This window comes from Blastococcus sp. SYSU DS0617 (assembly GCF_054051075.1).
On sequence record NZ_JBJHAO010000012.1, the window covers coordinates 59,726 to 81,662 of the forward strand.

The 21,937-nt window shown below is 73.8% G+C and carries 20 protein-coding genes and 1 pseudogene; 12 read left to right on the forward strand and 9 right to left on the reverse strand.

What is annotated here, in order from left to right:
- The first annotated feature begins 15 nt into the window (after positions 1-15).
- The 9 genes from ACI793_RS14020 to ACI793_RS14060 all read left to right on the forward strand — a co-directional run bounded on the left by ACI793_RS14020 (position 16) and on the right by ACI793_RS14060 (position 11,328).
- Entirely contained in the window at positions 16-711 is a 696-nt protein-coding gene (locus tag ACI793_RS14020; protein WP_456606989.1) for a response regulator transcription factor, read from the forward strand.
- Entirely contained in the window at positions 704-1,828 is a 1,125-nt protein-coding gene (locus tag ACI793_RS14025) for a sensor histidine kinase (RefSeq protein WP_456606990.1), read from the forward strand. The genes ACI793_RS14020 and ACI793_RS14025 overlap by 8 nt, the downstream gene beginning before the upstream one ends.
- A 75-nt stretch (positions 1,829-1,903) precedes the next feature.
- A complete protein-coding gene (locus ACI793_RS14030; protein WP_456606991.1) occupies positions 1,904-2,374 on the forward strand; it encodes a MarR family winged helix-turn-helix transcriptional regulator in 471 nt (156 codons plus the stop codon).
- Positions 2,371-3,861 carry a DHA2 family efflux MFS transporter permease subunit gene (locus ACI793_RS14035; RefSeq protein WP_456606992.1) on the forward strand — a complete coding sequence of 497 codons (1,491 nt, stop codon included), beginning with the start codon at positions 2,371-2,373 and terminating at the stop codon, positions 3,859-3,861. Before ACI793_RS14030 ends, ACI793_RS14035 begins: the two co-directional genes overlap by 4 nt.
- A gap of 156 nt (positions 3,862-4,017) precedes the next feature.
- Positions 4,018-5,097, forward strand: coding sequence for an NADH:flavin oxidoreductase (locus ACI793_RS14040; RefSeq protein ID WP_456606993.1), 1,080 nt, complete (start codon positions 4,018-4,020; stop codon positions 5,095-5,097).
- Positions 5,094-6,425, forward strand: coding sequence for an alpha-amylase family glycosyl hydrolase (locus ACI793_RS14045; RefSeq protein WP_456606994.1), 1,332 nt, complete (start codon positions 5,094-5,096; stop codon positions 6,423-6,425). Before ACI793_RS14040 ends, ACI793_RS14045 begins: the two co-directional genes overlap by 4 nt.
- Before the next feature lie 119 nt (positions 6,426-6,544).
- Positions 6,545-7,915, forward strand: coding sequence for an MFS transporter (locus ACI793_RS14050; protein WP_456606995.1), 1,371 nt, complete (start codon positions 6,545-6,547; stop codon positions 7,913-7,915).
- A 97-nt stretch (positions 7,916-8,012) separates the two neighbouring features.
- On the forward strand, positions 8,013-9,296 hold the full coding sequence (locus ACI793_RS14055) for an ATP-grasp domain-containing protein (protein ID WP_456606996.1): 1,284 nt from the start codon (positions 8,013-8,015) through the stop codon (positions 9,294-9,296).
- Positions 9,289-11,328 carry a CocE/NonD family hydrolase gene (locus ACI793_RS14060; protein ID WP_456606997.1) on the forward strand — a complete coding sequence of 680 codons (2,040 nt, stop codon included), beginning with the start codon at positions 9,289-9,291 and terminating at the stop codon, positions 11,326-11,328. The genes ACI793_RS14055 and ACI793_RS14060 overlap by 8 nt, the downstream gene beginning before the upstream one ends.
- Before the next feature lie 29 nt (positions 11,329-11,357).
- On the opposite strand, the gene ACI793_RS14065 is transcribed toward ACI793_RS14060, so the two are convergent.
- From ACI793_RS14065 to ACI793_RS14080, 4 genes are read right to left on the reverse strand one after another with little or no spacing between them, the layout of a single operon-like run.
- The gene (locus ACI793_RS14065; RefSeq protein ID WP_456606998.1) at positions 11,358-12,764 is read right to left on the reverse strand and encodes an aldehyde dehydrogenase family protein; all 1,407 of its coding nucleotides are present in this window, start codon (positions 12,762-12,764) and stop codon (positions 11,358-11,360) included.
- Positions 12,765-12,817: 53 nt separating this feature from the next.
- A complete protein-coding gene (locus tag ACI793_RS14070; protein ID WP_456606999.1) occupies positions 12,818-13,897 on the reverse strand; it encodes a phosphotransferase family protein in 1,080 nt (359 codons plus the stop codon).
- A complete protein-coding gene (locus tag ACI793_RS14075; protein ID WP_456607000.1) occupies positions 13,891-14,892 on the reverse strand; it encodes a hypothetical protein in 1,002 nt (333 codons plus the stop codon). The genes ACI793_RS14070 and ACI793_RS14075 overlap by 7 nt, the downstream gene beginning before the upstream one ends.
- Before the next feature lie 55 nt (positions 14,893-14,947).
- A complete protein-coding gene (locus ACI793_RS14080) occupies positions 14,948-15,580 on the reverse strand; it encodes a TetR/AcrR family transcriptional regulator (protein ID WP_456607001.1) in 633 nt (210 codons plus the stop codon).
- 269 nt (positions 15,581-15,849) lie between these two features.
- On the opposite strand from ACI793_RS14080, the gene ACI793_RS14085 reads away from it, so the two are divergent.
- Together ACI793_RS14085 and ACI793_RS14090 are read left to right on the forward strand one after the other, a co-directional pair.
- Positions 15,850-16,377: a hypothetical protein gene (locus ACI793_RS14085; protein WP_456607002.1), complete on the forward strand. Its 528-nt coding sequence runs from the start codon at positions 15,850-15,852 to the stop codon at positions 16,375-16,377.
- Positions 16,378-16,542: 165 nt separating this feature from the next.
- The gene (locus tag ACI793_RS14090; protein WP_456607003.1) at positions 16,543-16,857 is read left to right on the forward strand and encodes a hypothetical protein; all 315 of its coding nucleotides are present in this window, start codon (positions 16,543-16,545) and stop codon (positions 16,855-16,857) included.
- A gap of 66 nt (positions 16,858-16,923) precedes the next feature.
- Here the strand turns inward: ACI793_RS14090 and ACI793_RS14095 are convergent, their stop codons facing one another.
- From ACI793_RS14095 to ACI793_RS14115, 5 genes and pseudogenes are all read right to left on the reverse strand, one after another.
- Positions 16,924-17,580 carry a GerMN domain-containing protein gene (locus ACI793_RS14095; RefSeq protein WP_456607004.1) on the reverse strand — a complete coding sequence of 219 codons (657 nt, stop codon included), beginning with the start codon at positions 17,578-17,580 and terminating at the stop codon, positions 16,924-16,926.
- A complete protein-coding gene (locus tag ACI793_RS14100; RefSeq protein WP_456607052.1) occupies positions 17,577-19,058 on the reverse strand; it encodes a sensor histidine kinase in 1,482 nt (493 codons plus the stop codon). Before ACI793_RS14100 ends, ACI793_RS14095 begins: the two co-directional genes overlap by 4 nt.
- Complete coding sequence (locus tag ACI793_RS14105; protein WP_456607005.1) at positions 19,055-19,732, reverse strand: response regulator; 678 nt, start codon at positions 19,730-19,732, stop codon at positions 19,055-19,057. Before ACI793_RS14105 ends, ACI793_RS14100 begins: the two co-directional genes overlap by 4 nt.
- A gap of 237 nt (positions 19,733-19,969) precedes the next feature.
- Positions 19,970-20,410 carry an alpha/beta fold hydrolase gene (locus ACI793_RS14110; RefSeq protein ID WP_456607006.1) on the reverse strand — a complete coding sequence of 147 codons (441 nt, stop codon included), beginning with the start codon at positions 20,408-20,410 and terminating at the stop codon, positions 19,970-19,972.
- Between the two features lie 28 nt (positions 20,411-20,438).
- A pseudogene (locus ACI793_RS14115) lies at positions 20,439-21,269 on the reverse strand (PEP/pyruvate-binding domain-containing protein); the annotation flags it as partial.
- Here ACI793_RS14115 and ACI793_RS14120 point away from each other — a divergent pair.
- Positions 21,268-21,777 (forward strand): hypothetical protein, encoded by a 510-nt coding sequence (locus tag ACI793_RS14120; RefSeq protein WP_456607007.1) that lies wholly within the window; start codon positions 21,268-21,270, stop codon positions 21,775-21,777. The pseudogene ACI793_RS14115 and the gene ACI793_RS14120 overlap by 2 nt on opposite strands.
- The last annotated feature ends 160 nt before the right edge of the window (positions 21,778-21,937 follow it).

A 21,937-nucleotide genomic window follows, 5' to 3' on the forward strand; every position in this document is an offset into this window, starting at 1 on the left:
CTCTAGCCTTCCCGCATGCGCGTGCTGATCGTCGAGGACGAACCACTGCTGGGGGAGGCCATCCGCGACGGGCTGCGCCTGGAGGCGATCGCGGCCGACCTCGCCGGCGACGGGGACACCGCGCTGGAGCTGCTGGACGTCAACGCCTACGACATCGCGGTGCTCGACCGCGACGTCCCGGGGGTCTCCGGTGACGAGATCGCCCGGCGCGTCGTCGCCTCGGGCAGCGGCATGCCGATCCTGATGCTGACCGCCGCCGACCGCCTCGACGACAAGGCCTCGGGCTTCGAGCTGGGGGCCGACGACTACCTCACCAAGCCCTTCGAGCTGCGGGAGCTCGTGCTCCGGCTGCGGGCGCTGGACCGCAGGCGCGCGCACCACCGGCCGCCGGTGCGGGAGCTGGCCGGGCTGCGCGTGGACCCCTTCCGGCGCGAGGTCTACCGGGACGGCCGCTACGTGGCGCTCACCCGGAAGCAGTTCGCCGTGCTGGAGGTGCTCGTCGCCGCCGAGGGCGGCGTCGTCAGCGCCGAGGAGCTGCTGGAACGCGCGTGGGACGAGAACGCAGACCCGTTCACCAACGCCGTGCGCATCACCGTGTCGGCGCTGCGCAGACGCCTCGGCGAGCCGTGGGTGATCGCCACCGTGCCCGGCGTCGGGTACCGGATCGAGACCGAGCCCGCGCCCGGGCCCGGGGGAGCGGCCGGTGCCTAGGCCGCCCGGGCCGAGCGTGCGGCTCAAGCTGACGCTCAGCTACGCCGGTTTCCTCCTGCTCGCCGGTGTGCTGCTGCTCGCGGTCGTCTGGGTCTTCCTGCTCCGGTACGTGCCCGACGGGGTGATCGTCACCTCCGGCCGACGCGGCGCGGCTCCGGGGCTGTTCGTGCCCAACCGGTCGGACCTGCAGCGCGCCTTCGCGCCGAGAGCGGCGGTGGCCCTGCTGGTCCTGCTGGTGCTCGGCCTCGTCGGCGGCTGGTTCCTGGCCGGCCGGATGCTCTCCCCGCTGACCCGCATCACCGCCGCCACGCGCATGGCCGCGACCGGTTCGCTGTCCCACCGGATCCGGCTGCCGGGCCGCGGGGACGAGTTCCGCGAGCTCGCCGACGCCTTCGACGGCATGCTGGCCCGGCTCGAGGAGCACGTCGCCGAGCAGCAGCGCTTCGCGGCCAACGCCTCCCACGAGCTGCGGACGCCGCTGGCGATCACCCAGACGCTGCTGGAGGTGGCCCGCAAGGACCCGCACCACGACCCGGCCGAGCTCGTCGACCGGCTGCACGCGGTCAACACCCGCGCCATCGACCTCACCGAGGCGCTGCTGCTGCTCAGCCGCGCCGACCAGCGCTCGTTCGCGCGGGAGACGGTCGACCTGTCCCTGCTCGCCGAGGAGGCGGCCGAGACCCTGCTGCCCCTGGCCGAGGAGCACGGCGTCGACGTCCAGGTCGCCGGCGGGATCACGCCCGCCCTCGGGTCGCGGGCGCTGCTGCTGCAGCTGACCACGAACCTGCTGCACAACGCGGTCGTCCACAACGCCCCCGGGGGCGGCACCGTGTGGATCACGACGGACGCGTCGGCGGGGACGGCGGTGCTCACCGTCGAGAACACCGGTGACGTGCTCGCGCCCGAGCTGGTCGCCACGCTGGCCGAGCCGTTCCAGCGCGGCACCGAACGGGTCCGTGGCGGCGCGGCGGGCGTCGGCCTCGGGCTGGCGATCGTCGAGCGGATCGTGCAGGCCCATGGGGGCACCCTGGCCCTGGCCGCCCGCCCGGGCGGCGGGCTGCGCGTCGTCGTCCGGCTGCCCGCGGAGGAAGCCGGAGGGACCGAGCCCGTCGGCTGACCGTGTGGCGGACGTCATCGCGCGTTCACAACCATTTCGCTTGGGCAAAGGTTGCACCAGCGTTAGCATTTCCCGGTGCCTGCCCAGCCCGATGACCTCCACGGCGTGCTCGTGGAGTTCGTGCAGCGCCTGATGAGCGCCGGCGAGTCCGACGGTCTGGACGCGCTGGCCGAGAGCGACCTGTCGTTCTCGCAGGCCCGCACGCTGTTCCTGCTGACCAGGACGGCGGAGCCGATGCCCATCAACTCCATCGCCGATGCCCTGGGCCTGTCGATGGCCGCCGCCGGCCGCAACGTGGACCAGCTCGTGGGGCTGTCGATGGTCCAGCGCCGCGAGAGCCCGAGCGACCGGCGGGTCAAGCTCGTGTCGCTCACCCCGCTGGGGGAGGAGCTCGCGGCCCAGCACATCGCGGCCAAGCAGGAATCGCTCAAGGCGTTCACGCACGCCCTGTCCCCGGAGCAGCGCGACCGGCTGCACGGGGTCCTCACCGACATCCTCGCGGGCGGCGCCCTCCGCCCGGCACCAGACCAGGAGAACTGCCTGTGACCGAGTCCGCTCCGCCGCTGCCGCCGGTGTACCCCGAGAAGATCGACGGCCCGGTGCTCAAGATCGCCGGCGTCGTCGTCCTCGGCGCCATCATGTCGATCCTCGACATCACCGTGGTCAGCGTCGCGCTGCCCACCTTCCAAGAGGTCTTCGACGCCACCTACGCGACCGTCGCCTGGACCATGACGGCGTACACGCTGGCGCTGGCCACCGTCATCCCGCTCACCGGCTGGGCCGCCGACCGCTTCGGCACCAAGCGCCTCTACCTGGCCGCCCTGTTCCTCTTCACCGCCGGCTCCGTGCTGTGCGCGATGGCCACCTCGATCGAGATGCTGGTCGCCTTCCGCGTCCTGCAGGGCCTCGGCGGCGGCATGCTGATGCCGCTGGGCATGACGATCCTGACCCGTGCGGCCGGCCCCGACCGCATCGGCCGGCTCATGGCCGTCCTGGGCATCCCGATGCTGCTCGGCCCCATCTCGGGACCGATCCTCGGTGGCTGGCTCATCGACGTCGCGTCGTGGCACTGGATCTTCCTGATCAACCTGCCGATCGGCATCGCCGCGCTCGCCTACGCGCTGCGCGTGCTGCCCAAGGACGAGCCCAGCACGACCGAGCCGTTCGACTTCATGGGCATGCTGCTGCTCTCGCCGGGGCTCGCCCTGTTCCTCTTCGGCGTCTCCTCGATCGCCGAGGGCGGCGAGGGCGCGTCCTTCGGCCCCCGGGTGTGGGTGTCGGCGACCATCGGTGTCCTGCTGGTCGTCGCCTTCGTCGCCCACGCGCTGCGGGCCGAGAAGCCGCTGATCGACCTGCGCCTGTTCAAGAACCGGCGCCTGACGATCGCCACGGTGTCGATGTTCGTCTTCGTCATCGCCTTCATGGGCGCCGGCCTGCTGTTCCCGTCGTACTTCCTGCAGGTGCGGGGTGAGACCACCTTGATGGCCGGTCTGCTGATCGCCCCCCAGGGCCTGGGTGCGATGGTGACGATGCCCATCGCCGGCGTCCTCGCCGACCGGGTGCCGATCGGCCGCACGGTGCCCTTCGCCCTGCTGGTGATGGCGAGCGGCTTCTTCGTCTTCACGCAGGTCGACGCCGACACGTCCTACCTGGTGCTGTGCAGCGCGCTGTTCGTGATGGGGCTGGGCATGGGCGGCACGATGATGCCGATCATGACCTCGGCGCTGAAGTCGCTGACCAACTCCGAGGTCGCCCGCGGCTCGACGCTGGTGAACATCGTCCAGCAGATCGGCGGCTCGATCGGTACCGCCGTGCTGTCGGTCGTGCTGACCAACCAGCTCCAGTCGCGGCTCCCGGGTTCGCCCGACCCGCTCGGGTCGATGGCCGACGCCTTCGGCGCGACGTTCACCGTCGCGTTCGTCCTCATCCTCCTGGCGCTCGTCCCGGTGGCCTTCCTGCCGCGCAAGAAGGAGGAGTCGCACCTCCTCGACGACCAGGACGGCGCCGTCCCGCCGCCGGTGCTCGTGCACTGACCTCACCACCCGCCCGCGCGACAGTGCGACGGCCCTCCCGGCGTACCGGGAGGGCCGTCGCTGCGTCCGGGGTGCCGGTCCCGGGTGGCCGGGTGGCTGGGCGGAGCCGGGTGGTCGGGGCAGGGGCGGGTGCCGCCCCTCCGTACCCTCGGCCGGGTGTCCGACCTCTTCACGCCCCTGACGCTGGCCCACGGCCCGGCCGCACCGAACCGGGTGTGGCTCGCCCCCCTCACCAACACGCAGAGCCACCCCGACGGGCGGCTCTCCGACGAGGAGCTGCACTGGCTGGCGATGCGGGCCCGGGGCGGGCACGGGCTGACCATGAGCTGCGCCGCGCACGTCCAGGCCGGTGGCCAGGGCTTCCCCGGGCAGCTCGGCGTCTTCTCCGACGACCACCTGCCGGGCCTGACCCGGCTGGCCGCGGCCCTCACCGACGCCGGGTCGCTGTCCTCCCTGCAGCTGCACCACGCCGGCATCCGGTCGCCCCGTGACCTGGTCGGGCAGCCGGTCGGGCCGTCCGACGACGAGGAGACCGGCGCGCGGGCGATGACCGCCGACGAGGTCGGTCAGCTGGTCGAGGACTTCGCCGTCGCCGCGCTGCGGGCGCAGGAGGCCGGGTTCGACGGCATCGAGGTGCACGGTGCGCACGGGTACGTGATCGCCCAGTTCCTCTCCCCGGAGATCAACCGGCGCACCGACGGCTACGGGGGCTCGCTGGAGAACCGCGCCCGGCTGCTCTCGGAGATCGTGACCGCCGTGCGCCGGCGGTGCCGGCCCGACTTCCAGGTCGGCGTCCGGCTCTCGCCCGAGCGCTTCGGCCTGCGGCTGGGCGAGATCCGGGACGTCGCCGCGGAGCTGATGGGCCGGGGCGACGTCGACTACCTGGACATGTCGTTGTGGGACGTGGCCAAGCTGCCGCAGGAGGAGGCGTACCAGGACCGCCCGCTCATGGACTGGTTCACCGACCTCGACCGGGGCACCACGCGCCTGGGCGTGGCCGGCAAGGTGCGCAGCGGCCGGGGCGCCGCCGAGACGCTCGACCGGGGTGCGGACTTCGTGATGGTCGGCCGCGCGGCGATCCTGCACCACGACTTCCCCGACCAGGTGCGCCGCGACGGTGCCTTCGTGCCGGTGCCGACCCCGGTGAGCCCGGAGCACCTGGCCGGCGAGGGTCTGTCGCCGGTGTTCGTCGAGTACATGCGCAACTGGCGGAACTTCGTCGCAGCCGCCTCGTGACCGCGGCCGAGTGGCCCGACACCGTCATCTGGTGGCACGTCTACCCCCTCGGCTTCACCGGCGCCCCGGTCCGGCCCGCGTCCGGCGGTCGCGGCGAGGGCACGGTGCACCGGCTCGACCGGGTGGCGGCCTGGCTGGACCACGTCGTTGAACTCGGGCTCAACGGGCTCGCGCTGGGACCGGTCTTCGCCTCGCAGACCCACGGGTACGACACGGTCGACCACTTCCGCGTGGATCCGCGGCTCGGGGACGAGGACGGTTTCCGGCGGCTCGTGGAGGCCTGCCACGAGCGCGGCATCCGGGTCTGCCTGGACGGCGTCTTCAACCACGTCGGCCGCGGGCACCCGGCCTTCGCCGCGGTGGAGGCCGAGGGCCCGGCGGCGCCGACGGCGGGTCTGTTCCGCGTCGACTGGACCGGGTGGCAGCCCGGCGACCCGGTCCGGGCCGACGTGTTCGAGGGCCACGACCAGCTCGTGGCCCTGGACCACTCCTCGCCCGAGGTGGCCGACCTGGTGGTGCGGGTGATGCGGCACTGGCTCGACCGGGGCGCCGACGGCTGGCGTCTGGACGCCGCCTACGCGGTGCCCCCGGAGTTCTGGGCACGGGTGCTGCCGGAGGTGCGCCGCACCCACCCCGACGCGTGGTTCACCGGCGAGGTGATCCACGGCGACGCGGCAGCGATCGTCCGCGCCTCCGCGATGGACTCCCTCACGCAGTACGAGCTGTGGCAGGCGATCTGGCACGGCATCGCCGAGCGGAACTTCTTCGAGCTGGCGCACGCGCTGGAGCGGCACAACGGCCTGCTGGGCACGTTCCTGCCGTCCACCTTCGTCGGCAACCACGACGTCACCCGCATCGCCTCCGCGGTGGGGGCCGACCTGGTGCCGCACGCGCTGGCGGTGCTGTTCACCGTCGCCGGGGTGCCCAGCGTCTACGCCGGCGACGAGTACGGCTGGACCGGCGTCAAGGAGCAGCGGGCCGGCGGTGACGACGCCGTCCGCCCCGAGTTCCCGCCCCGGCCCCCGGACCCCGCGGAGCTGGACGCGACGGCCCGCGGGACGCTGGACGCCCACCGGGCGCTCGTCGCCCTGCGCCGCCGCCGTCCCTGGCTCACGCGGGCGCACGTCGACGTCGTGCAGCTCGCCAACGAGCAGGTGGTCCTCCGCTCCGGCACCGCGGGGGAGGCGGTCGTGGTCGCCCTCAACCTCGGCCCGGAGCCCGTCGACCTCCCCGCCGCGGACGCCGCCACCGTCGAGTGCGGGAACGGACGGCTGGCCGGCGGCCGCGTGACGCTGCCCGCGCGTGGCTGGGCGGTGCTGTCGGCCTGACGGCGGATGACGCCCGCGGAACCCGCCGGACGGACGGCCGGGCGGTCGTGCGAGTCTCCGACGTGTGCACCAGGGCATGAGGACGGCGCCGTGAGCGACCGGACCCTGGTGGCCGCCGGGTGAGCGAGCAGCCCCACGTCCCGCGCCCCGAGCGGCGGCGCTGGATCCTCCTGGCGTGCCTCGCCGGCATGTTCGCGACGACGTTCCCGGCGACGATCCTCACCATCGCCGTCCAGCCGATCGCGCTCGATCTGGACTCGACGCCCTCCACGGTCCTGTGGGTGACGACGGCCCCCCTCCTGGCGGCGGCGGTCAGCACGCCGCTGCTGGGCCGCCTGGGCGACCTCCGCGGCCACCGGCTGCTGTTCCTCACCGGCATGCTCGTGGCCGGGCTGTTCGCGGTGGCGACGGCCCTGGCGTGGAACTCCGGGAGCCTGATCGCCGCACGCACCATCTCCCAGCTCGGCGCCGCCGCCACGGTGCCGAGCTCCTTCGCGATGCTCTTCCGCGCGCACCCGCCCGAACAGCGCGTGCGGGTCTCCTCGCTCGCCTCGGCCACGCTGGCCGGCGCGGCGGTGGTGGGGGTAGTCGTCGGTGGCCCGCTCGTGGACCTCGTCGGCTGGCGGATCATCTTCGTCGTCCAGGCGGCCGTGTGCGCGGCCGCGCTGGTGGCGGCCCTCCTCGTCCTCCCGGCGGATCCACGGGACCGGGAACGCGTGCCGCTCGACCTCCCCGGCGCCCTGGCGCTGGCGGTGCTCACCCTGGCGCTGACGTTCGGCGTCAACCGGCTGGGGGTCTGGGGGTGGTCGCCGCTGCCGGTCGCCTGCCTGGCCGTCGTGCCGGTCGCCCTCGTCGCACTGATCCGCATCGAGCGCCGGGCGTCCGCCCCGCTCCTGCCGCTGCGGGTGCTGTCCTCGCGCAACACCCGGGTGGTGACCGCCGCGAGCTTCCTGCTCGGGGCCGGGTGGATGGGCAACTTCGTGCTCACCCCGCTGCTCATGCAGTCGGTGATGGGGCTGTCGGCCGGCCTGACCTCGCTGCTCAGCGTCCCGCGCGCGATCTGCATCGTGGGCGCGGCCCCGACGGCCTCGCGGTGGGGTCAGCGGTTCGGGGAGCGCCGGATGGTGGTGGTCGCCGCGATCGCACTGACGCTCGTGATGGCGTCGATGGCGATCGGCGCGGCGGCCACCTCGGTGGTCGCCATCGCCATCGCCCTCCCGATCTCGGGGTGGGCCTTCGGCCACGCGCAGCCGGGGCTGGTGTCCGCGATCGCGCACGCCGTGGACGAGCGCGACTTCGGCCTGGCGACGTCCCTCCAGCAGACCTCGACCCAGATCGGCGCGGTGGTCGGGATCGGCCTGTTCACCTCCCTCGCCGGGGACGCCACGACGGCCGGACCGTTCGTGGTCGTCTACCTGCTGACCGCGCTCTGCGTCATGGTCTGCGTCCCGTTCGCCATGTTGATGCGCGACGGGCATTCCCGCCGCTGACCGGACCGGCCACGCGCGAGACGGTCACTCGCGCCCGGCCCCGATGCGCCCGACGTCGGTCGTGTGATCGTCCCGGAGCCGGGTAGCGCAACCCGGGATGGCTGCCAACGTCTTCGTACTCGGAATGGACGACCTCAACGCAGAGATCATGCGGGACCTGCCGGAAGACCGGTACCGGTTCCACGCGCTGCTGACCAAGGACGAGCTGATCGGCGTCGAGCACATCGACCTGCCCGGGCTGCTCGACCGCGCCCAGGCGGAGCTCGAGGCCTTCGACGGCCCCGTCGACGCGGTCATCGGCTACTGGGACTTCCCGGTCAGCTCCATGGTGCCGATCCTCTGCCGCCGGTTCGGCGTGCCGGGCCCCTCGCTCGAGGCGGTCACCAAGTGCGAGCACAAGTACTGGAGCCGGCTCGAGCAGCGGAGGGCGATCGAGGAGGTGCCCGACTTCGCCCTCGTCGACGTCGACGCGCCGGCTGCGCTGCCGGCCGGGCTGCACTACCCGGTGTGGCTCAAGCCGGTGAAATCGGTGTCCTCCGAGATGGCCTTCCGGGTGGCCGACGACGACGAGTTCGCGAGCGCCCTGGACGAGATCCGGGCAGGCATCGGGAAGTACGCCGAACCCTTCGAGTTCGTGCTGGCCCAGCTGGACGAGCTGCCCGCCGACATCGCCGACGCCGGCGCCCGGGTGGCCCTGGCCGAGGAGGCAGCGGTGGGCCGGCAGGTGACCGTGGAGGGGTACCGGACGGGGTGCCGAACGCACGTCTACGGCGTCGTCGACTCGCTGCACTATCCGGGCACGTCCAGCTTCCTGCGCTACCAGTACCCGTCCCAGCTGCCGGAGGAGGTGCGGCGCCGGCTCGCGACGCTGTCGGAGCGGGTGATCGACCGGATCGGGCTGGACCAGATGACGTTCAACATCGAGTTCTTCTGGGACCCGGAGACCGACAGCATCCGGCTGCTCGAGGTCAATCCCCGGCACTCCCAGTCCCACGCGCTGCTGTTCGAGCGCGTCGACGGCGTCTCCAACCACGAGCTGCTCGTCGAGCTCGCGCTCGGTCAGGAGCCCGTCGAGCCGCGGGGGCAGGGCGCCTACGGCATCGCGGCCAAGTGTTTCCTGCGCGCCTTCGACGACGCCCTCGTGACGCGTGTCCCGTCACCGGAGGACGTCGCGCGCGTGGAGCGGGAGGTGGACGGCGTCACGGTCGAGGTGGTGGCCGAGCAGGGGCACCGGCTGTCGGAGCTGTCGCAGCAGGACAGCTACAGCTACGAGCTGGCGCTGCTGTTCATCGGCGCGGAGGACGAGGCGGAGCTGGAGGCCAAGTACGAGCGGTCCGTGCGGATGCTGCCCTTCGAGTTCGAGGAGGTCTCGCATGGCTGAGTCCGGGCTGCGCGTCGTGCGGGAGTTCCCGCGTGAGGTCGTCGAGGACGAGCACGTGTGGATCCCGATGTCGGACGGAACCCGGTTGGCCGCCCGGATCTGGCGGCCGACGGACGCCGAGGACCGGCCCGTGCCGGCGGTCCTGGAGCTGATCCCGTACCGCAAGCGGGACCTCACGGCCCACCGCGACTCCATCCACCACCCCTACATGGCCGGCCACGGCTACGCGTGCGTACGGGTGGACCTGCGGGGGAGCGGCGACTCCGAGGGCGTGTTGACCGACGAGTACCTCGAGCAGGAGCTCCGGGACGCCGAGGAGATCCTCGCGTGGCTGGCCGGGCAGCCGTGGTGCGACGGCTCGACCGGGATGATGGGCATCTCCTGGGGCGGCTTCAACGCCCTGCAGGTGGCGGCCCGCCGTCCACCGGGACTGGGTGCGATCGTGACGGTCTGCTCGACCGACGACCGGTACGCCGACGACGTCCACTACATGGGTGGGTGCCTGCTCAGCGACAACCTCTCCTGGGCCTCGACGATGTTCGCCTACAACTCGTGCCCGCCCGACCCCGCCGTGGTGGGGGAACGGTGGCGGGAGATGTGGATGGACCGGCTGGAGGGCAGCGGCCTGTGGCTCGAGGAGTGGCTGCGCCATCAGACCCGGGACGACTACTGGCGGCACGGCTCCATCTGCGAGGACTACTCGGACGTCCAGTGCGCCGTCCTGGCGGTCAGTGGCTGGGCCGACGGGTACTCCAACGCCGTCTTCCGCATGATCGAGAGCCTCGAGGGGCCGCGTCAGGGGCTGATCGGCCCCTGGTCGCACAAGTACCCGCACCTCGGCCAGCCCGGCCCGGCCATCGGCTTCCTCCAGGAGGTCGTGCGCTGGTGGGACCGCTGGCTCAAGGGCGTCGACAACGGCGTCACGGAGCAGCCGGCACTGCGGGTGTGGATGCAGGACAGCGTGCCGCCGCTGACCGCGTACGAGGAGCGCCCCGGCCGGTGGGTGGGGGAGCCGAGCTGGCCCTCACCGCACATCCGCCAGGTCGCCCACCCGCTGGCCCGCAACCGGATCGCCGTCGACGGGGAGGCGCTGCCCGAGGAGTCGCTGGGCATCGAGTCGCCGCTCTCGGTCGGGCACTTCGCCGGCAAGTGGTGCTCGTACAACGCGCCGCCGGACCTGCCGTACGACCAGCGCGAGGAGGACGGGGGCTCGCTGGTGTTCGACAGCGACGTCCTGGGGGAGCCGTACGAGATCCTCGGCGCGCCGGCGGTGGAGCTGGAGGTGTCCAGCAGCCACCCGAACGCGATGGTGGCGGTACGGCTCTCCGACGTCGCGCCGGACGGGCGGGCCACGCGGGTCACCTACGGACTCCTGAACCTCACGCACCGGGACGGGCACAGCGACCCGCGCCCGCTGGTCCCCGGGGAGCGCTACCGCGTCCAGGTCCAGATGAACGGTGTCGCCCACGCCTTCGCGGCGGGCCACCGCATCCGGCTGTCGCTCTCGACCTCGTACTGGCCGCTGGCCTGGCCATCGCCGGAGTCGCCACGCCTCGAGGTGCGGACCGGGTCCAGCCGGCTCCTCCTGCCGAACCGGCCACTGGCCGAGTCCGACGAGGTCTCCCTGCAGCCCTTCGAGGAGCCGGTCGGCGCGCAGCCGATCGCGGTCACGAACGTGCAGCCGGGCGAGCACCGCTGGCAGGTCACCCGTGACCTGATCGGCTACGAATCGGCGCTGGAGGTCGTCAACGACCTGGGCGTCGTGCGGTTCGACGACATCGACCTGGAGGTGACCCGGCGGGCCGAGGAGCGGTACAGCTCCGTCGCGAACGACGTCGGCACGGTCTGCGGGGAGACGACGTGGCACATCGCCTTCGCCCGGGGGGACTGGAACGTCCGCACGGTCACGCGGACCGTGCTGACGTCCACCGCGACGGACTTCTGCCTGCACGCGGAACTCGACGCCTTCGAGGGCGAGCGCCGCATCGTGTCGCTGAACTGGGACCGGACCGTGCCGCGGCAGTTCGTCTAGTCCGCCACGGCCCGCCGGCACCGGAGGTGCTACCGCTTCCGGCGGTTGAGCACCTGCATGTCCGTGAAGCTCTTGTAGCCCCACGGTCCGTTCTCCACGCCGAGGCCGCTCCACTTGAGCCCGCCGAAGGGCAGGTTCGGCGCCAGCGCCGCGTGCGTGTTCACCCAGGCGGAGCCGGCGTCCAGCCGGCGCGCGACGTCCTCGCCCCGCTCGGTGTCGGTGGCCCACACCGATGCACCGAGGCCGTACGTGGTGGCGTTGGCGCGCTCGACGGCGTCGTCCAGGTCGCGGTAGGCGATGACCGGCAGCGCCGGCCCGAACTGCTCCTCGTCGACGATCTCGGTGCCGTCCGGGGCCTCGGTGAGGATGGTGGGCGCGAAGAAGTACCCCGGCCGGTCCAGCGGCGCGCCCCCGGCCGCGGCCCGGGCCCCGGAGGAGAGCGCGCCCGCGACCAGGTCGGAGACCCGGTCGAACTGCGGCCGGTTCTGGATCGGCCCGAGCTGCGTGCCGTCGGCCATGCCGTCGCCGACGACGGCGCTGCTCGCCTCCGCCACCAGGGCGTCGACGACCGCGTCGTGCAGGTGCTCGGGGACGTACACGCGCTTGACCGCGATGCACGTCTGGCCGTTGTTCTGGAACGCCGCGGAGAACAGCGCCTTGCCGACGACGGCGGGATCGGCGTCGTCCAGCACGATGGCGGGGTCGTTCCCGCCGAGCTCCAGGGTGACCCGCTTGAGGTCCGCCGCGGAGGCGATCGCGACCTTCTTGCCCGCGCTGACCGACCCGGTGAAGCTCACCTTGCGCGGCGTGGGGTGCGCGGTCATCGCCGCGCCCAGGGCGTCCCCGCCGGTGACGACGTTCAGCACGCCCGGCGGCAGCACCCGGTCGAGCACCTCCACCATCGCCAGCGACGACAGCGGCGTGTACGGGGAGGGCTTGAGCACCACGGTGTTGCCGGCGCGCAGGGCCGGGGCGATCTTCCAGGACGACAGCAGCAGCGGAAAGTTCCACGGGGCGATGGCGGCCACCACGCCGATCGGCCGGCGCACCACCTCGACGAAGGCGGCGTCGTCGTCCTGCAGGATCTCCCGCTCGACCTCGAGGTCGGCGTAGTACTGCAGCCACATGCCGACGCCCATGACCTCGAACATGGCCTCGTTCAGCGGCTTGCCCTGCTCCTGGGTCAGCAGCGCGGCGATCTGCGGGGTGGCCTCGTTGATCGCGGCGGCGGCCTGCCGGAGTGACTCCCGGCGGGCGTCGTCGTCGAGCTTCCAGGAGCGGAACGCCCGCTCGGCGCCGGCCATGGCGTCGTCCAGGTCGGCGGCGGTGGCCTCCGGTGCGGTGGCGAAGGGCTCACCCGTCGCTGGGTTGACCACGTCGAAGTGGCCGGTCGAGTCCCGGGACTCGCCGTCGATGGTCATGCGGTGCTGGGTCATGTCGGGTTCCTCGGAGTCGGGTCGGGAGCGGGGGAGTCAGCGAGCGGGGGGAGTCAGGCCAGGACGTCGGCGGCGTCGAGGTCGAGGGCGTGCCGGGCGTGCCGGTCGGCCATGGCGAGGAACATCGCGTCGCCGCGGTCGGTGCGCTTGACGCTCATCGAGGCCAGCACCGCCATGGAGAGGCCGGCCCAGGTGCCGCGGCGGTAGTCCAGCCAGCAGTCCGCCCAGTCGTAGCCGGTGACGCCGGCCGCGACCAGGCCGTCGTGGTAGCTCCGGACCAGCCCGTCCTCGGCCTCCCGGCGGACGTCCGGCGCCAGGCCGGCGCCGAGGAAGTAGGCGACGTCGCTGGGGCCGACCCCGGTCCCGCAGGTCTGCCAGTCGAGCACGGTGACCTCGCCGTCCGGAGCGATGAGCAGGTTGTCCAGGCGGTAGTCGGTGTGGGTGATCGTGGCGGTGCGGTCGGCCGCTCTCCCGCTGGACAGGCGGCCGGAGGCCATGGCACCGAAGTACAGGTCGCCGGCCTGCTTGACGTGTGGCAGCAGGGAGGACGCGTACCGCTCCTGGAAGCCGGCCCAGAGCATCGGCAGCACCTCGCCGAGCAGCGCGCCCCGGCCCTCGGGATCGCCGTGCAGCCAGTCGAGCTGCGTCAGCGCCGGATCGCCCCACAGCGGCGCGTGCAGCTTGACCAGCTCCGTCACCGCGGCCGCGGCGACGTCGGTGCCGCAGCCCCGCAACTGGTCGCCCGGCTCGGCGGGCGCGAGGTCCTCCAGCAGCAGCACGAAGGACGCCGTCGCGACGTCGAGGTCGGCGTAGTGCACCCGCGGGGTGTGGACGGGCAGCCGTCCGGCCAGCTCCTGGTAGAAGCGGACCTCCTTCTCGTAGGAGCGGAACGCGACCGCCGTGGCCCGGCTGCCCTCGTCCGCCGCGGGCAGCTTGGCCACGAGCGACGACGGTCCGGCGTCCGGGGCGTCGTAGCGCAGGTGGATCCGCACGCTGTCGCACATCTGGCCGGTGCCGAGCGGGCGGACCTCGGCGGCGACGACGCGCGCCCCGGAGAGCGTGCCGGACGCCGACAGGGCCGCGGTCAGCCACTCCGGCGTCAGCGCCTCCGGGGTGTCGGCGATGCTCAGCACGGCAGGACACCGTCCACGTCGGTCCCGGGGAAGAAGCGGTGGTGGCGGGCGCCGGTCACCTCGTACACGGCGGTGCCGGTGCGGCCGTCGCCGGTGCGTACGCGGACGACGTTCAGCCCGCCGCGGTGGAAGGGCTCGTAGGGCCGGACGAAGTCGCCTTCGGCCTCGACGTCGATCGTCCGCCCGTCGGCGAGGGTGAAGCGGCAGCTGCCCGCGAGGCCGGCGACCTGCTCGCCGTTCGTCCCGTAGGCCACGACCGCGCCGTCGCGGTCGCGCCAGTCGACGTCGTAGGTGAAGCCGACCAGCGGCACCGGGTCGCTGCCGTCGGCGGCGGCCCAGCAGCCGTCGGTGTAGATGGTCGCGCCGTTGGCCAGCTCCCAGTGCCAGACGCCGAGCATCCCGTCCTCGAGCTGGATCTGGAACCAGATCCACAGCGGGCAGCGACCGTGGTCGCGGATGCCCCACGAGTGGTCGCGCTGGCCGACCCACCCGTCGACCGAGTGCTCGGTGCCACCGACCGTGTAGGTGCCCGACCAGGTGCCGGACTGCAGGATGTGGCTCTGGTCCCAGACGATGCCGTCGGTGGCCCGCATGGTGCCGCGGCGCAGGCCGTAGGGCTGGGTGCGGGCGGTGAACACCAGGTCGACGCCGATGGGGCTGACGTCGGGGTCGGCCCAGAGCCGCACCTCCTGCCACGGCTTCACGATCTCCACGCGGGCGCCGGGGACCTCGGGGGTCTGCGGGTCGTCGCCCAGCGGCCGCGCGCTGCCGTGCAGGATCTGCTCGCCGCCGACCCGGCCCATCTGCAGGCTGTCCATCGTGTCCCGCGCCGGCCGCACCGCCATCGTGAAGAACACGGCGTCCCCGCTGCCGGAGGGGTCGTGCACGTCGAAGAAGTGGCTCTCGCGCCAGTGCGGGTGCGGCGTCGCCACCGCGGGGAGCAGCTCCGGCAGCTGGTGGACGAGCTGCTCGTCGGCAGGGGTGGGACGGGCCACGGTGGTGCCTCCTCGGGGTGTGACCCGGAACACTAGCGAGCAACGCTCGCATCCGTCAGCCCCTCTCGAGGCCGTCCAGGAACGTGCGCAGCCCGAAGGCGAAGACGTCGTCGCTGCCGGGCCTGCCGGCGGGCGGCGCCTGGGCGTCGGCCGACGGCTCGGCCGCGGCGTCGAAGGCCACCGAGCCCAGCACGTAGTCCAGGAGCGCGAAGTAGGCGGTGCGTGCCCGGTCGGGCGGGTGCCCGGCCGCGAGCAGGTTGTCCAGGCCGCAGGCCGACGCCCGCAGCGCGTTGGGGCCGAGGATCGGCGATCCGCTCAGCGCCGGGACGACGTGCGGGTGGCTGCGGAGGACCCTCCGCAGCTCACCGGACAGCTGCTCCACACGCACCCGGCCGGGCAGCCCCGGGTCGGGCAGGTGAACCTCGCCGAAGACGGCGTCGACCAGGAGCACGAGGAGCTCGTCCCGGCTGGCGACGTGGCGGTACAGGGTCGAGCTGCCGGTGCCCAGGCGCGCAGCGAGCGCGCGCACGGTGAGCGCGTCCATGCCCTCGGCGTCGACCAGGGCGAGCGCCTCGGCCAGCACGAGCTCGAGCGTCAGGCCGTCGGTGTGCGGACGCCGGCGGCGCAGCCGTTCTCCGTGCTCGCGCCACCAGCGGGCGCTTCCGGGGGGAGCGGGGGCCGCGCACACGCGGGCCAGGCTACGGCGGGTGTCGCGTCCCGGCGGCCGCTCCCACGGGGCAGCGCGTGCAACGCCGTCCTCCCGTGACCGCCGTCCCCTCCTGGCCCCTCCCCGCGGGAGACGGTGGGACACCGCTCCGGGCCGGCCGGACCCGGGGCGGCGCGGACGAGGTCGATGTCGCTTCCGTGACGGAGCTCGCGCGCGTCGTTTTCCTCCGGCCGGCCCGGGCAGCGGGATACCTCCGGACTCGGCGCCCACGGACCGGAGGAGGACGGCCGATGTCGACCAGGAGCGCCCGGCCGGCGACCCTGGCCGGCGTGATCGCGTTCGTCGTGACGGCCTGCGGTGACGAGGCCCCCGACGTCGACGACCGCGGCGTGCTCGACCCGGGCGCGGCCGTCAGCGAGAACCTGGAAATCCTCCAGGCGCAGCTGGCGTACCCACCCGACGGTGTCTACGACGTCGGAGAGGACGCCGACCTCTACCTCGCGGTGGCCAACACGGGGAGCACCGACGACCTGCTCGACGTCCGGGGCCCGGACTTCGCCGAGGCGCTGCTGATCGGCCACGGCCCGGCGGGAGGAATCCGGATCCCGGCGGACGACACCGTCCACATCGGCGCGGAAGGTTCCCCGGCCGTCGTCCTCCGGGACGTCCGGACATCGTTGCACCCGCCGGAGTCCATCACGGTGACGCTCGTCTTCGAGGAGGGCGGCGACCTCACCGTCGATGCGGTGGTCGCCGCGGAAGGCCACGAGGACCCGGCGTTCGCCGCCGCTGACCCGGCCGCCGACCCTCCCGGCTGACCCGCGGACCGGACGTCGTTGCAGTCGCGTGGCACCGAACTTGCGGTCGCGTGTCAGTCGCTGCGGGCGCGAGGCCGCCGGTGCCGCGCGGGGCAACCGTGGAGCACGGCGTCGCAGCACCCGCCGGGTGGATGCGACGGATCGCCCGCACCCGAGGAGAGCGCCATGCCGGAGACCGAGGTCCCGCCGTCCCCCGTCCGTCGGCGGCTCCCTCCCGACGCGCGTCGGCTGCTGCGCACCATCGACGACGAGCTGTGCGCGCACCGCCAGATCATGCGTGGGGCACTGGCCGAGCTCGCCGAGGTGCGGCGGCGCCGGGCGGAGCTGATCGACATGGAGTCCGCGCTCGTCGTGGCCCTGGAGGCACGAGTGCGCCGCATCGACGACCTGCTCGACGACCGGCTGGCGGTCGAGGGGGAGGCGGGCGGTCCACCGTCCCTGCCGCGACGGCGCGACCCACGGCCCGACGCCGTCCGCTGAGCAGCCCGCGGTGGTGCTGTCCGGGGCGCTGCCGGCGGGCTGAGCGGCCGGGCGCCGGCCGCGCGCTCAGCTCGCGGGTGCGCCGGTCGACGCGGGGGGCGTGGACGGTGCGCCGTCCGGGTCGTCCGGCGGGCTGGTCGTCGACGACGGCGGGGGAGAGGCAGTGGCAGGAGCCACCGACGCGTAGTCCTCGCGCTCGACCGGGCTGGCGGTCAGCCCCTGATCGGTCGGGACCTCGACCGGTGCGCCATCGACGGTGAAGCGGACCCCCCTGATCGTCGGGAGCTCGGTGAGGGACCAGACGACCTGGGCCACGGCCAGCAGCTGGTTGCCCCCGGCGAGGCCGGTGAAGCCGCGGGTGAGCGACAGGGTCACGGTGCCGTCGGGCAGCTCTCCCTCCACGCCGGCCACCTCCGGGGCGAGGGCGGTGCGGATGCCGTCCGCTGCCTCGACGCGGGTGGGGCCCTCCAGCAGCAGGTCCAGGGCGACCGCGGTCGTCCGCGTCGTCGTCCGGCGCACCACCGGGGTCAGGTCGGCGCCGCGGATCAGGTAGATGGTGAGCAGTGGACCCGATCCCGAACTCCCGACGCCGGTCGCCGACGCGGGAGCGGGATCGGTGGACACCTCCTCCGGGCGGTCGTCGGGCGCGACACCGCACCCGGCGACCAGCACGGCGGCGAGGGCCACGAGGAGTGCCCGCAGCAGGGCAGCGCGCCGGCTCACGGAGCGGGCTCCACCGGGAGCAGCACCGTGAACCGGGCCCCGCCCGAGGGGCTCTCGTCCACGGTGACCGTCCCGCCCATGGCGTGCACGTGACGGGCCACGAGGGCCAGCCCCAGCCCGGCGCCCTCGGTCCTCGTCCGGATGCTCCCGGCCCCCCGGGCGAACCGGTCGAAGACGCGTGCCCGCTCCTCCTCGGGCACCCCGGGACCGGCGTCGTCGACCATCACGCAGACGGTGTCCTCCCCGCGCGCCACGGTCACCGCGGTCAGCCCGCCACCGTGCTTGTCGGCGTTGTCCATGAGGTTGCCCAGCACCCGCTCCAGCCGTCGCTTGTCGGCGTCGATCACCACCTCCGAGGCCTCGGCGTCCACGTGCACGGGGACGCCGTCCCGCCCGGCGAGCCGACGGCGGGCCAGCGCCTCCTGCACCAGTGCGGCCAGCCGCACCTCCTCCACCACGAGGTCGGCGTTGCCGGCATCGGCGCGGGAGATCTCCAGCAGGTCGGCGACGAGCCGCTCGAAGCGGTGCATCTCCGCACGGAGGACCGCGAGCCCCTCGCGCCCGTCGGGCGGGAGGTCGTCGGCGGCGGCCTCCACCAGGTCAAGGGCCCCGAGCATGGCCGTCAGCGGGCTCCGCAGCTCGTGGCTCACGTCCGCGGCGAACCGGGCGTCGGTGCGGACCCTGGCCTCCAGGGCGGCCACGGTCTGGTTGAAGGAGGTGGCGATCGGGGTCAGCGCGGGGTCACCGCGGGAGTCGATGCGCGCGGAGAGGTCGCCCTCGGCGATGGAGGCCGCGGCCGAGGCGATCCGGTCGAGCGGCCGCAGGGCCGGACCGGTGACCCACCAGCCGACCGACAGCAGGAGCGGGACGAGACCGACCACCGACAGCGTCAGCACCGCGGCCAGCACCCGGTAGGTGTTGTCCAGCTCCTCCAGGGGGTAGATCTCGAAGTACGCCTCGTCCAGGCCGGTCAGGGGGATGCCGACGGCCATCAGCGTGTCGCCCTGCACCGCGATCCGCTGCCGGGCCGGGGTGCCGGAGAGCACCTTCTCGGCCAGCGCGTCGGGGAGGTCGTCCCGGCCGATGGACAGCGAGGAGGTCTGCCACTCGCCGTCGTCGACGTAGAGGGAGACCGAGCCCGACTCCCGTGGCAGCTGGGCCAGCACCTGCGGCACGGACAGGCCCTCGGTGCCCAGGGCCCGCTGCACCTGCGCACCGTTGTCCGCGGTCTGGACGAGCGTGGCCCGCTCCCGCTGGACGAGCAGGTACTGCGACACGGCGACCCAGACGGCTACCGCGAGGACGGCGCACAAGAGGGTCGTGACGACCGTGAACGCGAGCGTGGCCCGGCCGCGCAGCGTCCGGACCGGGATGCGCCACCGCCATTCCCACCGCCGCTCGGCGCGGGGCTGCTCCCGGTCGAGCTGCTCGGCGTCCGGGGCCGGCGCCGGCTCCGGACGGGGCCGGGTGGTGGTCACGCCGGGATGCGGTAGCCCATGCCGCGCACGGTGGTGACCACCGTGGGCTGCCCCGGGTCGTGCTCCACCTTCTTGCGCAACCGTCGCACGTGGACGTCGACCAGGCGGGAGTCGCCGAAGTAGTCGTAGCCCCAGACCCGCTCGAGCAGTGCCTCCCGGCTCAGCACCCGGCCGGGTTCCTCGGCCAGCTCGCACAGGAGGCGGAACTCGGTGCGGGTCAGGTTCAGCGTCTGCCCGCCGCGGGTGACCGTGCCCTCCTGCGGCGCGATCTCCAGGTCGGCGACGGTGATGCGCAGCCGTGGCTCCGGCGCGCGGGTGCGGCGGGCCAGCGCCCGGATGCGGGCCGAGAGCTCCTTGGCCACGACCGGCTTGGAGACGTAGTCGTCGGCCCCGGCCTCCAGACCCGCCACGACGTCGTGGCTGTCGGCCCGCGCGGTCACCATGATGATCGGCACGTTCGACGAGCGACGGATCTCCCGGCACACCTCGAAGCCGTCCATGCCCGGCAGCATGAGGTCCAGCAGGACGACGTCGAACTCGCGCTCGCCCACCTGCGCCAGCCCCGACTCCCCGCTCCCGGCCTCGGAGACCTCCAGGCCCTCGCGCTGCAGCGTCATCTGGAGGATCCGGCGGATGCGGGGGTCGTCCTCGATGATCAGCACTGAGCGGGGCACAACCGGAAGTGTGCCCACCTACGCCCCTTTCGCACCACAGAACGGTGCTCCGCACCGGTGTCCGCCGGGTTCCCGGCGTCCGGGCGGGATGGGCACCGGGGTGCGGGTCCATGCCGGCCGGGAGCGGATGTCGCAGCTCCGTCGTGTCGCGTGCCGCACGAAGGCCCGGCTGTGACGGACGGTCGACATCGCGGCCGTCGATCCGGTGCCGGGACGGGCCCGACGTGGGCCCGGCGGTCACGCGGCCTGCACCTGTCCGGTCCACCGGGCGATCTGATCGGCCACCTCGGCGGGGTGCGTGAGCGGCAGCATGTGCCCGGCGTCGGGGAACTCCACGCGCTCCCCGTCGGGCAGCGCCTCGAGGAGGTCCCGCAGCTCGTCCCCGGGCACCTCCGGGTCGGAGCGGCCGTGCAGGATCAGGGTGGGCACGCCCAGCGAGGGCGCCAGCTCGGTCCCGTCGTGGCTGAGGCTGGCCAGCGTGGTCGCGGAGAGCGCCGGTGCGCGGGTGGTGAGGAAGCTGTCCCGGACGTGCGCCACCACCTCCTGCGGTGCGGTCGGGCCGACCCCGATGCGCCGGACCATCCGGTCGGCGAGCCACTGCGCCGAGCGGATGCGCCGGCCCAGGCGGGTGGTCGACCTGCACGCACCGTCCGTCCCGGTCCAGCTCGTACCGGTCACCGTCCACCTGACCGCTGACCAGCCGGTCGGGGCCGCCCTCCGTGGCGGCCACCACCAGCCGGTCCTCCCGCCCCGAGACGGGACCGATGCCGAAGAGCACACCGCCGCAGTCCACGTCCAGCAGGGGCTGCACCAGCACGGCGAGCGGCTCCTGCCCGGTCAGCACGTCGCTGCCGGCGGCCGCCTGCTCGCGGGAGGCGATCACCACGTCGACCGCCCGGCGGAACCCGTCGAGCCCGCGCACGTCCAGGACCGATTCGAAGCGGCCGGCCATGGAGTTGTTCCCGAGGTCCTCGACCGTGGAGCTGCTGCGCACCACCAGGGGCAGCGCGTCGTCCTGCGACAGCTCGCGCCAGGCCGCGGTGACCTCGTCGGGCAGGTCGCCGCCCTGCGCGAGCCGCTCGCAGGCGGCGGTGGTGATCGCGAAGCCCCGCACGATCGGCAGCCCGGCACCGGCCGCCGTCGCGAGAGCGGCCGCCTTGGCGCCGGTGACCGCCGCGTCCGAGGCGGACGGGGCGTGCAGCCAGACGGCCGGCGGTCCGTCGGCGCCGGTGGCGGCATCGCCGCGGTCGGCGGAGGGGAGTGACGGCACCCGGGCGTTGTGACCCGCCGACGGGCGACGAAGCAGATCGTCGCCGGACGGTCCCCGGATCGACGCACAGCTGTCATGGAGGACGGCGCCGGGTCGGGCACCCGGGGAGGCGTGGCGCCCGCGCCGGCCCGCCGGCGGTGATGTCGTTCCCGTGACAGAGCCCCGGCGGGCGTTGCCTGTCCGGCACGGGAGGGCACGCCCCGACCGAGCCCGCGGTGTGCGTCGCGGGCCCGGCTCCGTCCACCGCACACGAGGAGACAGCGCCATGCCCAGCCTTTCGCCGCGACGGCCCACGGGACGACGTCCGGCCCTCGCCGTGCTGCTCGCCGCCACGGTGGCGGCGTTGCCGGCGTGTTCCGAGGACACGGTCGACGGCGGCACCGCGAGCGACGCGTCCGACGTACGCGGTCCCGACGACCTGCAGGACCCCTACGACGGCGTGTACGGCGAGGACTTCCGCGACGACATCGAGGGCTACGAGGGCCTCGAGGTGACCCTCGAGGCCGCCGTCGGCCGGGTCATCTCACCGCTCGCCTTCACCATCACCGCCCCGGACGGGGAGGACGTCGAGCCGACGCTCGTCATCGTGGAGGAGCCCGCCACCGACCTCGCCCCCGGTGCGGAGGTCGTGGTCGCCGGCGTGCCGCAGGAGGAGTTCGACCTGGCCGCGGTGGAGGAGGAGCTGGGTGCGGAGCTGCCGGCCGAGGACCTCGAGGAGTGGGACGACGAGCCCTACGTCCTCGCGGGCGTCGTGGAGCCCGCCCCGGCCTCCTGATCCGGACCCGGCGGGCGGCCGGTCGTCGTGCTGCGGGGCGGGGGCGCACGCCGGCCGGACGGGGCCCAGGGGATGGTGGTGCCCGGGATCGGTCCCGGGACGTCCCCGATGCTTGCCACCGGCCGCCGCGGCCCCGAAGGTCGGAGCCGGGAACCCCGTC